This window comes from Burkholderia sp. HI4860, assembly GCF_002223045.2.
Classification (GTDB): domain Bacteria; phylum Pseudomonadota; class Gammaproteobacteria; order Burkholderiales; family Burkholderiaceae; genus Burkholderia.
Genome location: NZ_NKFO02000001.1, coordinates 2224138 through 2237971 on the forward strand (window position 1 = coordinate 2224138; position 13834 = coordinate 2237971).

11 protein-coding genes are annotated in these 13834 nt (G+C 66.2%); 5 read left to right on the forward strand and 6 right to left on the reverse strand.

All coding sequences use genetic code 11. From position 1 onward, the window contains the following. Nucleotides 1-45: 45 nt before the first annotated feature. On the forward strand, nt 46-1038 hold the full coding sequence (locus CFB34_RS09945) for an IS5-like element ISBmu2 family transposase (RefSeq protein ID WP_006412423.1): 993 nt from the start codon (nt 46-48) through the stop codon (nt 1036-1038). A 525-nt stretch (nt 1039-1563) separates the two neighbouring features. Further along, on the forward strand, nt 1564-2955 hold the full coding sequence (locus CFB34_RS09950; protein WP_179243726.1) for a sigma-54 dependent transcriptional regulator: 1392 nt from the start codon (nt 1564-1566) through the stop codon (nt 2953-2955). A gap of 41 nt (nt 2956-2996) precedes the next feature. Here the strand turns inward: CFB34_RS09950 and CFB34_RS09955 are convergent, their stop codons facing one another. The 6 genes from CFB34_RS09955 to CFB34_RS09980 form a co-directional block, all read right to left on the reverse strand. Beyond that, entirely contained in the window at nt 2997-5483 is a 2487-nt protein-coding gene (locus CFB34_RS09955) for a beta-mannosidase (protein WP_089442643.1), read from the reverse strand. After that, the gene (locus CFB34_RS09960) at nt 5480-6547 is read right to left on the reverse strand and encodes a DUF1839 family protein (RefSeq protein ID WP_089442756.1); all 1068 of its coding nucleotides are present in this window, start codon (nt 6545-6547) and stop codon (nt 5480-5482) included. Before CFB34_RS09960 ends, CFB34_RS09955 begins: the two co-directional genes overlap by 4 nt. After that, nucleotides 6544-7518 (reverse strand): amino acid--[acyl-carrier-protein] ligase, encoded by a 975-nt coding sequence (locus tag CFB34_RS09965; RefSeq protein ID WP_089442642.1) that lies wholly within the window; start codon nt 7516-7518, stop codon nt 6544-6546. Before CFB34_RS09965 ends, CFB34_RS09960 begins: the two co-directional genes overlap by 4 nt. Further along, the gene (locus CFB34_RS09970; RefSeq protein WP_089442641.1) at nt 7515-8711 is read right to left on the reverse strand and encodes an acyl-CoA dehydrogenase family protein; all 1197 of its coding nucleotides are present in this window, start codon (nt 8709-8711) and stop codon (nt 7515-7517) included. The genes CFB34_RS09965 and CFB34_RS09970 overlap by 4 nt, the downstream gene beginning before the upstream one ends. Beyond that, a complete protein-coding gene (locus CFB34_RS09975; protein ID WP_089442640.1) occupies nt 8708-8959 on the reverse strand; it encodes an acyl carrier protein in 252 nt (83 codons plus the stop codon). Before CFB34_RS09975 ends, CFB34_RS09970 begins: the two co-directional genes overlap by 4 nt. 179 nt (nt 8960-9138) lie before the next feature. Further along, nucleotides 9139-9921, reverse strand: coding sequence for a Crp/Fnr family transcriptional regulator (locus CFB34_RS09980; protein ID WP_179243727.1), 783 nt, complete (start codon nt 9919-9921; stop codon nt 9139-9141). Nucleotides 9922-10843: 922 nt separating this feature from the next. Between CFB34_RS09980 and CFB34_RS09985 the strand changes: the two genes are divergently transcribed. The 3 genes from CFB34_RS09985 to CFB34_RS09995 all read left to right on the forward strand — a co-directional run bounded on the left by CFB34_RS09985 (nt 10844) and on the right by CFB34_RS09995 (nt 13827). Next, nucleotides 10844-11632 carry a Crp/Fnr family transcriptional regulator gene (locus CFB34_RS09985; RefSeq protein ID WP_089442638.1) on the forward strand — a complete coding sequence of 263 codons (789 nt, stop codon included), beginning with the start codon at nt 10844-10846 and terminating at the stop codon, nt 11630-11632. A gap of 32 nt (nt 11633-11664) precedes the next feature. Next, nucleotides 11665-13050 carry an undecaprenyl-phosphate glucose phosphotransferase gene (locus CFB34_RS09990; RefSeq protein WP_089442637.1) on the forward strand — a complete coding sequence of 462 codons (1386 nt, stop codon included), beginning with the start codon at nt 11665-11667 and terminating at the stop codon, nt 13048-13050. Between the two features lie 384 nt (nt 13051-13434). Next, nucleotides 13435-13827, forward strand: a complete 393-nt coding sequence (locus tag CFB34_RS09995) for a TraR/DksA family transcriptional regulator (RefSeq protein ID WP_089442636.1) — start codon at nt 13435-13437, stop codon at nt 13825-13827. Nucleotides 13828-13834 lie beyond the last annotated feature (7 nt).

The following is a 13834-nucleotide window of genomic DNA, read 5'->3' on the forward strand; positions in this document are numbered from 1 at the left end:
AGCCGAGGACGTTTAGAAGACAGCTCACGGAACGGACCCACGACGATGAAGAGGCAGATCGGCTTCGCGGAAGCGGAAATTGCAGGCAAGAAGCGAGTGACGAGGCGCCAACGCTTCCTGGAAGAGATGGAGAAGGTCGTTCCGTGGCAGCGCTTGCTGTCGGCCATCGAACCGCACTATCCGAAGGGCACGCGAGGTCGCCCGCCGATTGGCCTTGAGCGGATGCTGCGAATCTACTTCGTGCAACAGTGGTACGGACTGTCGGACGAAGGACTGGAAGACGCGCTGTATGACAGCATCACGCTGCGAGCCTTCGCCGGCATCGATCTGGCGATCGAGAACGTGCCTGATGCAACCACGCTGTTGAAGTTCCGGCGCCTGCTGATCGAACACGAACTGACACGGAAGTTGTTCGACGAGATTGGCATCTCGCTGTGCGAGCGTGGGCTGATGATGAAGGAAGGCACGCTGGTTGACGCGACGATCATTGAAGCGCCGCCGTCGACCAAGAATGCCGGGAAGAGCCGTGACCCGGAAATGCATCAAACGAAGAAGGGCAACGAATGGCACTTTGGCATGAAAGCCCACATTGGCGTCGACGCCGACTCGGGCCTGATTCACAGTGTGGTTGGCACGGCGGCCAACGTGTCGGATGTATCGCAAGCTCATGCCCTGCTGCACGGGCATGAAGAGCAGGTGTTCGCCGACGCGGGCTACATTGGCGTCGACAAGCGCGAGGAAATGGCGGGCAAGGCCGTGAAGTGGCACGTCGCTGCCAGGCGGGGAAAGATCAAGGCGATGCAAGAAGGAGCGCTGAAGGACCTGGTGATCGCGCTCGAGCGAACCAAGGCGCAGATCCGTTCGCGGGTTGAGCATCCGTTTCATATCGTCAAGAATCTGTTTCAGCATCGCAAGACCCGATACAAGGGCTTGGCCAAGAACACCGCGCAACTGTTCAGCCTGTTCGCTCTGGCGAATCTGGTGATTGCGCGAAATCTGTTGCGATCGGTCCATGGGAGCAGTCCGTCATGCGTATGAAAAATGCGAGCAGGGGAGGCTCGCTTACGCGCCAAATTCACTGAATTGAGCGCCGATTCGCTTCGTCATCCAGAAAATTTGAAGCCATCTCGCCTGCAACTTCGGAAGTTGGTCCATTGATCAGCGTTTCCCTAACAAAACCGGCCCGAAACGGGGTGTAAATTCAGGTGCGAATGAAATGGGGTAGTCAATCCGGGCGCGGTTTGGCGGCCCTCCGGCTCAGCATCGGCGCGATTGTCGTGTACGACGCGATGCCCATGCGGACGGTTTTTTGTTTGCCGACGTGCCCCGCCTGGCGGCGGGTTGCTTCAAAGCCGGAATGTCGTGGCTCCCGTAGCCGCGTGTTCCGTTCGAGTTCGATGACAACGAGACGGGATGATATCCGGCTCGATCTCCGGGGGTTCTCGCCGTGTGCAGTTTCGATCTTCGCCAAGGCTGCGGAAACGCAGCGCGGAAAGGCGGCCATGCGCCGCCTGCCGCCGCGCACGCGAACGGTTCGCGGAGTGCAGAAAATGATGGTTTGTTATGAATATGCCAATAACGCGCGATAAGAGCGCCGGCGTGGGGAGCAGTAACGGGCAGCGTCCGCTGATTTACTGGACGCAATCGCCGTCCGTGATGCTGCGAAAGGAATTGTCGCGCCGCGACTGGAAGGTGTCGGTCGTCGCGCATGCGAGCGAGCTGCGCGACACGTCCGGCGAAATTACCTGCGGCATTCTCGACCTGAGCGGCGGCCATGCCGATGCGATCGGCAGCATCGCGTCGACCTGCGCGTCGATGCGCGATGTCGTCTGGGTGGCGCTGGTGGATGTCGGTCAGACCACCTCGCCGAACGTGCGCGCGCTGTTGCGCGACTACTGCTTCGACTACGTGACGTTGCCGGCGTCGCATCAGCGGATCGCCGATACGGTCGGCCATGCCTACGGCATGGAATGCCTGTTCGCGCGCGATCGCGAACAGCTCGAATCGGAGGAAAAGGGCATCGTCGGCACCTGCAGCGCGATGCTGCGGCTGTTCGATACGGTGCGCCGTTTCGCCCGCACCGACGCACCGGTGTTCGTGTTCGGCGAAACGGGAACCGGCAAGGAACTCACGGCCGTCGCGATCCATCGTCATTCGGCGCGGCGCAACGGCCCGTTCGTCGCGGTCAACTGCGGCGCGATCCCGCCGCATCTGCTGCAATCGGAACTGTTCGGCTATGAGCGCGGCGCGTTTACCGGCGCGAACGCGCGCAAGATCGGCTACGTCGAAGCCGCGAACGGCGGCACGCTGCTGCTCGACGAGATCGGCGACCTGCCGCACGAGAGCCAGGCGAGCCTGCTGCGGTTTCTGCAGGAACGCTCGATCCACCGTCTTGGCGGCAGCGAACCGGTGCCGGTCGATGTCCGGATCGTGTCGGCGACGCACGTCGACCTGCGCGATGCGATGGAAGAAGGACGCTTTCGCGCCGACCTGTTCCACCGTCTCTGCGTGATGCGCATCGACCAGCCGCCGCTGCGCGCGCGCGGCAAGGACATCGAACTGCTCGCGCACCACATGCTCGAACGCTTCCGCGGCGATGCGCGCCATCGCGTGCGCGGGTTCTCGACGGATGCGATTACCGCGCTCTACAAGCACGACTGGCCGGGCAATGTCCGCGAACTGATCAACCGCGTGCGCCGTGCGGTCGTGATGACGGAGGGGCGCCTGATCACAGCGCGCGACCTCGAGCTCGAATACTGTCTCGATGCGGCGTCGCCCTCGGTGGCCGACATCCGCAAGTCGATCGAGCGCGAGGCGATCGAAACCGCGTTGCTGCGAACGCGCGGGCGCGTTGCCGCTTCGGCGCGCGAACTCGGCGTGTCGCGCGCGACGCTGTACCGCTGGATGGAGGCGTACGGTATCGAGCGGCCGCGCGGCACGGGCTCGTCCGATTGATCCAGCGCGGCACGACGCTCGCGGCGGCCGCGAGCGTCGTGTCAGCCGGCCTGCGTGGCTCGCACCGCGCGCGCGGCGTTCACGGCGCGGATTTCCACCGCGGGCGGGACATTGTCGCCGGCCGCCACAGGCTTCCCGTCGATGCGCAATGGAACGAGCGCGATGCGCGCCGGCGTGCCGGGCGCGAGATGGAACCAGTCGTCGCCTGGCATGAAACCCGGCGCGTCGATCTGTACATGGCGCGCGACGTGTCGCGTGTCGACGTCGACGTGCCAGGTCTCGCCGGTGCGCGACACGCATGCCTCGATCCCGAGTTCGCGACGCGCCAGCACGGCCGGATGCGTGCGCGACACAAAATGGAACGCCTGCGACAGCAGCGTGCCGTCGTCGGCACGCAGGGTCGCGACGACCGTATCGTGTTCGCACGGGCCAAAACGGTATGCATAGGTCCAGTCGAAGAAGCGGCCGAGCAACTCGGCCGAGCCGAGCCGCACCGTGTCGTGCGCGGCGATCCGCACCGGGCAGCCGGCCCGCGCGACCGGCGTACGGCCGTCGCGCAGCGCGACCAGCTCGATTGACGCCGATAGCGGCGCCGGGCGCTCGTTGACGACGTGCACGTCGAGCCCGTTCAGCCCCTCATCGACGAGGAGCACCTGGATCGGCTGCAGCACCTGGCGCAGCGCATACCATGCCGATTTCGGCCGGTGGGCGGCGTCGATCACGCCCCATCCGGCGCCCGGCATCACGTCCTGGAACTGCCACACGAGTGCGCCGGCGCAACGCGAGCCGGTGCGGCGCCATTCGGAAAACGTCTCGCGCATCACGTCCGCGACCACCGCACGCGACAGCTCGACATAGCGCGACGGATCCTCGCGTCGCAGCCGGTCCGGCACAACGTCGTACAGCGTCTGCAAATAGTGGTCGCGGATATCGTCGAAATCCCACGACGTGCCGGGGTCGCGCGGCACGGCCGCTTTCCAGCGCGGCTCGTGCATGCCGGGCCAGCCGAGTCCGGCGAGTGTCGCATCGCACGGCACGTTCGCGAACGCGAGGCATTCGCTCGCAAAGCGCACGTCCGCGCGGCGCGCGTCGTCGAGCGGACGCAAGTACGCACCGACGCCGTAGTAGTGCGACACGCGCTCGCGCGGCGTGAACGGCAGTACGCCGCCGTCGGGCGAATCGGGCACGTACGGGACATCGGGACGAAGCGCGGCCGCGTGGCCGGCCAGCCGGTCGGCCGTCAGTTCGAGGAAGCGCTGCTTCGGCCCGAGCCCCGACATCGCGGCCTGTTGCGCGATCTCGCTGCCGCCGCACAGCACCGCCAGCGACGGCGAAGCGCCGTGACGCGACAGGAACTGGGTCGCTTCGCGATCGACGTTGGCCGCGAACGCGGGATCGTCGAGCGCGTAATCGAAGTTCGCGAAACCGAAGTCCTGCCAGACCAGCAGCCCGAGCCGGTCGCACGCCGCGTGGAACGCGTCGGCCTCGTAGGCCATCGTGCCGCCGACGCGGATCATGTTGAAGCCGGCGTCGCGTGCGAGCCCGAGCAGGCGGCCGTAGGTGGCGTCGTCCGTGTGTAGCGCGAGCGGCGCGGCGCTGCTCCAGCATGCGCCGCGCGCGAACACGGGCACGCCGTTGATGCGCAGTCCGAAACCCTTGCCGTCGGCGCCGGAATCGATCTCGATCGTGCGGAAACCGGTCGAGCCGAGCGGCCGGCGCGTATCGCCGATATGCAGCACAACGTCGTAGAGCGCCGGTTCGCCGTGCGTATGCGGCCACCAGCGACGAACGTTCGGTATCGCGACGTGCGTACGCAGCCGGTCGGCGCCGTCACGTTCGAGCGTCGCATGATGTTCGCCGCACGACAGCCGCGCTGCGAACGTATCGGGCAGCGGCGCGGCGAACGTCAGTTCCGCATCGAGCCAGCCCGTGTCGCCTTCGACGCGCGCCTGCAGTTTGCAGTCGGCCAGAACCGGCCCGTCGGCCGGATCGAGCACGTCGACGGGCCGCCACGGGCCGGTGGGCACATACGGCGGAAACCAGCCCGGCATGTGCCCGAACAGCGACGTGCGGATCGTGCGCAGCCCGGCCGGCTCGGCGAGCCGCGTGCGCCAGCGCGCACGGCGCGGTGCGCGTGCGTCGCGCAGGTGCGGCGCGAGTGCGCGGAAACAGAGGGTCAGCCGGTGGGTGCCGTCGAGCGATACCGGCACGTCGTGCGCGACGAACATGCTGTCGGAGCGGAGGATCGGCGTGTCGTCGAGCCACGCTTGCGCGAGCGTCGCGAGGCCGTGAAAGCGCAGGATGCGCGGCCCGCGCCCGCGCAGTTCGATCCGGTACCAGTGGTCGCGCTCGTCGAGCGATGCAGCTTCGTCGAGCCGGCCGGCCACCGCGAGCGCCTGCGCGACCGTGCCGGGCACCGGCGCTGTGATCCAGTCGCCGCCGTCGACCGGGAGGTCGCGCGGTTCCCGCACGGCGCCTGCGGCCGTCGCCAGCATCGACCACGCGGGCAGGGCGCGCGCGCGCGTCACCGCATGGCCGGCACGGGTGCCGCGAAGTCGCTGGACTCGCTGCGCACGGGCTTCACGTGCCGCAACGGCGCGCAGATCTGCCGCGCGCACGCGACGACGTCCGCATAGGCGGCCTCGATCGCCTCGAGCGTCGAGTCGCCGCGCTCCTCCTTGCCGCGCGCGCACGCGCGTGCGAGCCGGAATTCGAGCACCATCGCTTCGGACGCGATGCGCTCGCACGCGGCGCGGATCTCGGCGAACGGCCCGACGCAACCGCTGGCCTGCAGCCAGCGCGCGTAATGGCCGAACAGCTCGAAATTCGCGCCGAGCTGCCGCACCGAGTTGAACGAGTACGCGTGGAAATGCTCGAGCGGCGAATCGGCGAGCGTTCGCGCATCGGTCTGCAACTGCCGCCGGAACGCGGCGATCGGGTTGACGACCGGCAGGCGCCGCAGATGGCGCTGCAGCGCGGCGAGCGACGTTTCGCACAGCTCGCGTTCGTCGAGCGGCGCAAACCGCCGCTTCGCGCATTCCACGTAAGGCGGCAGCGTCATCGGCGAGTTGCCGCCGACGAGCCCGTTGTAGTCGAAATCCTCGGCCACGTAATAGCCGCTGTTGTGGAAGTAGCCGATCTGGCGCTTCGCGCGGTCGATCGCATCGATGCCGATCGTCGTCTTCGTATGCTGCGTGCGGTAGCTGCTGCCGCGCGTATCGGGCAGGAACCATGCGTCGACCTCGACGATCATCAGATGGCCGCGCGCAACCTGTGTCTCGATGTGCTGGTCGAGCGGTTCGTAGATCGAGTGCTCCTGCACGACGATGCCGTACAGCCGCTCCAGTTCGTCGTGCGGAAACTTGAAGAACGTGAACTGGTCGCCCTCGAAATCGAGCGCGATCGTAAACGGCAGCGCCGCGTATGGATTGAAGCCCCACCACCGGAGCACCTCGAGCCACATGTCGACGTAGCAGTTGGTCTGCTTCCAGACCATCTCCTGGCTATGCAGCGGATGCGGCCGGTAGTGGCGCGCACGGTGGCGCACATCCTCGAACGAGGCGTGTTCGCCGTCGCGGGACACGAATCTCATGGCGTGCCCCACAGCACGTCGCGGACTTCGCGCGGCCAGCCCTCGATGTCGAAGCCGTGATGGCGGAACAGCGCGAGCGTGAGCCGTTCGAGGCCGAAGCCGACGCAGCCCGTATGCGCGACGTCGCCCGTCGCGGTGCGGATATCCCACAGCAGCCCGAAATGATCCATGTGGTAGTTGAAGCTCAGGCACGCGGTCTGGCGATCGTCGTGCTCGATCGGAATCAGCAGCTCGAACTTCAGGTTCTGCTCGCGCTGGCTGTTGGCGACGATCTTGCCGCCGCGCCCGAAGAACGGATCGTTCGCGAGGTCGATCGCGTTGGGCAGGTGCAGCGCGTCGATCATCCGCGTGCCGCGTTCGATCCAGGTCTCGCGGAACGACACGATCTGCTCGGGCGTGCCGATCCGCACGTACTCGCGCATCCGGAACAACTGCATGCGGGTCGGGTCGAGCGACGGCTCGTGACGGAAGCAGTACGAGAAAACGTCGACGATCCGGCCGTCCGCCGGCAACGCACCCGCGCGGGCGACGACGGGGTAGACCGGGTAGCACGCGGCAGGCGTCATCACGACGTAGGTCGGCTTCTGGCTTTCCGTCCAGTCGTCGCCGCGATCGAGGCACTGCAGTACGCGCTGGTGCTGGTGTTCGTCGCCGCAGAACGCATGCACGCTGCCCGCGAGTTGCGGAAAGCTCTTCATATATTCGCTGCGCTCGAACTCGGTGCGGCTCATCGCCGGCGGGAAGCGCAGCACTTCGGCCTGCTGGTCGGCGCCGAGGCGCGTGACGAACGCGTCGAGCGCTTCGACGACGCGCTCGAACCGTTCGCTGCGGCCGAACAGGCCCTGGATGCCGGTCGAGACCAGCAGGCCCGCGTCGATCAGTGCGTCGCGCAGCGGGTTGACGCCCGCGCGATCGATCGGTGCATCGGCGGGAGCGGAGGCGGCGGAGGGCACGGCAAGGCGATCGTTCACGTATGTTTCTCCAGCGTCGCAGGACGCAGCGCGAGCAGCAGGTTCGAGGTGTTGACGGCAATGCGGTCGTTGCTGATCATCAGCGGCGCCGCATGCAGGTCGCGAATGTGGCGGCCGATGCTGAACGGCGTGCCCTGCTTGTAGCCGGCCATCCCGCAGATCATCATGGCCTGGTGCGCGACTTCCAGCGCGGTCGTCGACACGTAGGTCTTCAGCGTGTTGATTTCGGCGGCCCGGGCCATGCCGGCTGACCACGAGCGCGACGCCGGGTTCGCATGAAGGCGCAGTACGTTGTCGACGCGGGCCTGCATCGCCTGCATCAGCGCGAGCGATTCGGCGATGCGTCGCGACGCGGGCGATGGCGCGCCGTCGGTCTGGCGTGCCTGCGCGCGGAAGAACTGGTGCGCGCGATGGAACGCATCGCCGGCCACGCCGATCCATACCGCGGCCCACAGGATGTGGGACACCGGCACCATCGTCTCCTCGGCGATCGTTGCGAACGGCACCGGCAGGCACTGGACGGCGGCGCCTTGCGCATCGAGCTCGAAGCCGTTGCTGCAGGTGCCGCGCATCCCGAGCGTGTCCCATTCGCCGCGGCGCGTGAGCGTGTAGCCGTCCCGCAGCAGCGTAACGAGCACCTGCTCGGAAGCCGGCGCGTCCGCATCGCGTCGTGCGGTTGCGAGGATGCCGTCCGCGTAGTCGCCATACGAGATCGTCGGCGCCGATTTGCGCAGCCGGAACTCGCCGCCGCTGGCTTCGAGCGCGCATTGGCTCGCGCGCAGGTTGCCGCCGACACCGTCTTCCGACGTGGCCGATGCGAGCAGCCACTGGTGGCGCACGAGCTGCTGCAGGAACAGCTTGTGCCAGCCCTGGTCGGCGGCATGATTGACGATGCAGGCGACCTGGATCTGGTGCATCGCGAATACCATCGCCGATGAGGCACAGGCCTGGCCGAGAATCGAGCAGGCCGACGCGATGTCTTCCAGCGACGCGCCCGCGCCGCCGAGATGCGTCGGCACCATCGCGCCGAGCAGGCGGCGCGCGCGCATCGCCTCGATCGCCTCGACGGGACAGCGCGCGTCGCGGTCGACCGCATCCGCGTGCTGCGCGGCGATCTGCGCGACGGCATGCGCGGCCTCGTCGAGCCGACGCGTATCGCTGTCGCTCGCGAGTTCGGGAAGCAGCGCGCTCATGCCGAATGCTCGGTGCGTTGCAGCGTGGCGATCGTGTCCGCGAGCGCGTCGATGCTGCGGAACAGGTTGCGGTTCAGCATCTCGTCGGGAATCTCGATGTTGAATTGCTTCTCGATCGCGAGCATCAGCTGGATCGTGTCGAGTGACGAAAGGCCCGCTTCGTAGAGGTCGTCCCCGTCGCCGATCGAATCGATCGCGGCTTCGAGATGGGCGACGTGTTTCAGGATGGTTCTGATTTCTTTTTTCACGTGCTGCTCCGGCGTGCGTGGTGTCGTCCGCTCGGGCAGACGCGCGACACGCGCTGACGTCCCCCCGGCAGTCCGGCATCAGTAGACCATTGGCAGACACGGCGTTCTGTTCGCCACCCTACAAACGGCTGACCCGGCACGCAGGCGGCGCGACGGCGACGCCCGATGCGGCATGCCGATCAGGCGCGCGACGCGGCCGGCACGCCCGAATCGGCCGACAGGATGCGCTTCATCTCGTCGCGCACGATCGCGCGGCAGCCGCACGACATTTTTTCGAGGCCGGCGAGGTCGGCGAGCTCGATCGAGCTCCGGTACTGCCGGATCAGGCCCAGCTTCTGGATTTCGCCGGCGGCATCGGTGACCGTTTCGCGCCGCACGCCGAGCATCTGCGCGAGCATGCTGTGCGTCACCTGGATCTCGATGCTGCGGGTCCGGTCGTACGCGAGCAGGAACCATCTGCATAACTGATGTTTCAGCACGTGATGACGGCTGCAGAACGTGATCTGCGAGACCTGCGCCATCAGCAGCCGCACGCAGATGAACACGAGATGACGGATCACCGGCGAGGCGTCGAACGCCGCGGCGAACATGCGCCGGTCGAGGCGGTAGACGAAACCGTCGCGGCAGGCCACGGCGCGACAGGGCATCCGGCCGCTGCCGCCGATCACGTCGTCGCACACCACGCTCTCGCTGCCGATCTCCGCGACTTCCAGCGTCATGCCGCCGGACGACACGTACTGCAGCGAAATCGCGGTCGTGACGGGCAGGTAGACCGCGGTGAGCATTTCGCCGGGCTCGCAGAGCACTTGCCCCGATTTCAGGTGGACGAGTTGAAGGTGGGGGGCCAGCGTCGCGAGTTCGTCGCGGTCGATGGCCGCGAGAAACCGGTTCGCGTCGAAGCTGTGGGAAAGCTCGATCATGCCGTTCGCGTGTGCGACGGCGTCAGGGGCCTGGTGAGTCACGGCGCATCCTCGTAGGGTGGCGGTCACGCGTCGTCGCGGCGATATCCCGGCAATTGGGAATTCGCACGATCGTGCGGACTTGTGTTCGTCAAAAATGGAGTGACGATACTGGCGAAAAGGCTAGCACGCCATTGAAATCGATCAATTGCATATTACGTCATTTCACAAAGTTTGACGATTTAGACCGGCTGCAGACGTTATCCGGATTTAGTGATTCATTGCGGTGGAATTAATCATCCGGAAATGGAATGGGGCGCCTGTCATTCATTCGATGTCAACCGGGAATCAATTCTTCGGCGATGTGCGTCGTGTAACGAAACTGGTTGCCGGGCATTGAACACTCTTTGACAAATTAATGGTTCCAGCAATATTGCTCATGAAAATCAATGGGTTGTTGACGGAATGTGCGGTGGCGTACAAAGCGGAAAATTAGTGTGTCGATTCAGATTTGAGACAGTTTCAAACGATCGTGTGACGCGTGGTGCCGCAGCGGAACGGTGTCCGGTACATCACGGAAACAATTGAAAATCGACTGTAAGTATATGAGCGACAAGCCACGTAGCCCGGTCGCACCGGCCTCGGGTCGATGCGGGGGAATTGATCAGTCAAATGGCGCGCAGTGTCCGCCACCGGGAAGAGTGTCCGGAAATGAGACGCTTTTTATGTCTTCTTTCCGCTAATTCGGTCGATCTAAATCCGGCGTGATTCATATATTAAGGACGGGCATGGTTTGGCACGTAAATCGCTTATTCGGGCTGGCGCGTTGAAACGGGACGGTCGACTCGATCCGGCGGCGAGAAGCCGATGGTCGGTCGGAATCAGGGTTGTGGCCGCAACTCCAGTCAACGTCCGGGCGCGCATCGCGATAACGAATTCCGTGCACGCGGCTGCAGGCGGTGCGGACGATAAAAGGGATACAGACATGCTTCATCTTCACTCGAGCTACTCGGCGAATGCCATCCTCGATGCCCTCCCCGAGGACAGCATCCGCACCATCGCACCGCATCTCGAACTGGTCAGGATCAAGGCCGGGATGCTCGACCGGGTCGGCGAGCCGATGCGCCACGTGCATTTCCCGACGACGTCGATGATGTCGGTGCAGCATTTGATGGAGGACGGTGCGATGGTAGAGGTCGCGCAGGTCGGCCGCGAAGGCGTGGTCGGGCTGGCGACGATGGTCGGTGGTGCCGCGGCGTCGCACCGGGTCGAGGTCCGCATCGGCGGGATGGCCTATCGCGTGCCGAGCTGCGTGGTGCGTGCCGAATTCGAGCGCTCGCCGGAAACCTACCGGCTGCTGCTCAACTACTGCCAGGCGGCGATGGCGCAGATCTCGCGCAGCGCGCTGTGCAACCGGCATCATTCGGTCAGCGAGCAACTCAGCCGCTGGCTGCTGCTTGCGCATGACCGCATCGACGGCGACGAACTGGCCGTCACGCAGCAGACGATCGCGAACATGCTCGGCGTGCGGCGCGAAGGCGTGACGGAAGCGGCAGGCAACCTGCAGGAAGCCGGGCTGATCCGGCAGCGCCGCGGCCGCATCACGGTGCTCGACCGCGACGGCCTCGAACATCACGCGTGCGAATGCTACAACCTGATTCGCGCGGACTATCGCAGGCTGCTCGGCACGCGCGGGACGGCGAGGCCGACACCGACACCGGTTCGGCCCCGCATGCCGGACGCGCTTCGCGGGTTCCCGGCACATGGTGCGTGACGATGCTATCGAAGTCCGGTGGGACGAATTCGATGCGGCGTTCTGTGATCGCAGTTACCGACGCCGTGCTCGTGCTGACAGGCGCGCTTGCCGCGCAGGCGGCATCGGGCCTTGCGTGGCGCGAGCTGTCCGACGCGCAGCGCGGCGCGATCGCGCTGCTGTGCGTGCTGACCGTGGCCTTGCTGCCGCGCTACCTGCGCACCGTGCGTGGCGGCATGGCGCCGCAAGGCGGCACGCATGCACTGACGCAGACGATGGTGGCGCTCGTCTGCGCGAGCGTGCTGACGGTGACCGCCGCGATGTGGATCATGAATCGCGGCGGCACGATCACGACACACTGGATCGTGCGCACGGTGCTGGCCGGCGACGCTGCGTTGCTGCTCGGCCGCGCCGCGCTGCTGGCGCTCGCGCTGACGCGTGACGACCCGCGCACGCGGCAGCGCCGCGTCGCGGTGGTCGGGGCGACGGCGTACGGGCGTGTCGCGGTCGAGCGGATGCAGCTGGCGCCGCAGGGGCCTTTCGTGGCGGCGTGCGTATTCGATGACGACGCCCAGGCTGCCTCCGGCGGCATCGGCGGCGTGCCGGTGATCGACGACTGGAACGCGCTGCGCGACCTCATTCGCGGCGGCGACATCGACGAGGTCTGGCTCACGCTGCCGATGTCGCACGAGTGGCGGATCCAGCGCATCGTCCGCGAGTTGCGCGACGAGTTCGTGGAATTGCGGCTGTTGCCCGACGTGCGGCAGATGGCGGTGGTCGATCGCTCGGCGACCGACGTGCTCGGCATGCCGGCCATCAACCTCGCGACCACGCCGCGTTCGGCGCCGGAGCTGTGGGCGAAGTTCGCGTTCGACCGGCTGTTCGCATTCGGCGTGCTGATTCCGTTGCTGCCGCTGCTGTCGATGCTGGCGATCGCGGTCAAGCTGTCGTCGCCGGGGCCCGTGTTGTTCAGGCAGCGCCGCAAGGGCGTCGACGGCCGGGAGTTCGACATTCTCAAGTTCCGGACGATGCGCGTGCATCGCGCCCAGCCGGGCGTGCTGAAGCAGGCGTCGCGCAACGATTCGCGCATCACGCGCGTCGGCGCGTTCCTGCGGCGTACGTCGCTCGATGAACTGCCGCAGTTCTTCAACGTGCTGTTCGGGCAGATGTCGGTGGTCGGCCCGCGCCCGCACGCGATCGAACACGACGATTTATACCGGCAATTGATCGACTGCTACATGTACCGCTACCGCGTGCGGCCCGGCATCACCGGATGGGCCCAGGTGAACGGCTATCGCGGTGAAACGCGCAAGGTCGAGGCGATGGAGGCACGTGTGAAGTTCGACCTGTTCTACATGCAGAACTGGAGCTTCTGGTTCGACATGAAGATCATCCTGTTGACGGTCGTGCGCGGCTTCATCGGACGCAATGCATTCTGAGGATTACGAATGATCGAGGAGCCGCCGCGCGAGCGATCGTCCCGACAGAGCAATGCCGGTTCGTGCGCGCGGACGAAGTGTGGTGGTCGTGCCGGAAATTGCTGCGCTGCAGTCGTGCCGGCGAGCGTCCGAGCGCGCACCGCAGGCCCGGATTATGCGTCCGGCCCCAGTTTCCGCACGGCTGCCGCTGCCAGAACGGCACGCTGATTCCGGTCAACACACGCGTGTTCAATGGGTTTATCCTGCGTCGAATGCGTCCGGCGCTTCGTGTCGTCGGGTGCACATCCGGGCTCGGTGGCAGGCGGTGACGCCGGCCCGCCGCGCACCGGTGCGACACCGCGCGCCGCAATGCGCCGCGCGGAACCCGGAACAGGAGAGACGGCCATGGCGCTCGACCCACAACAACGGCAGACGCTGAAACAGCGGCTGAGCGAGAGCGAGCAGACGTTGCGTGCGGAGATCCGCGCGAGCGAAGACCAGCGTGCGTCGGAATCCTACGCAGACCTCGCCGGCGCGGCGCCGGACGAGGGTGACGAGGCCAATGCGGACCTGTTCGTCGACGTCGACCATGCGTTGATCGGCATGAAACTGACCGAGCTGCGCGCGATCGGCCGCGCCCAGCAGCGGATGCGCGACGGCAGCTACGGCGAGTGCATCGACTGCGACGGCTCGGTCGGCTACGAGCGCCTGCTGGCGCGCCCGGCCGCCGAACGCTGCACGCATTGCCAGTCGATCTACGAGCGGCACTACGCCACGACGCCGCGCGCCTCCCTCTGACGCCCAC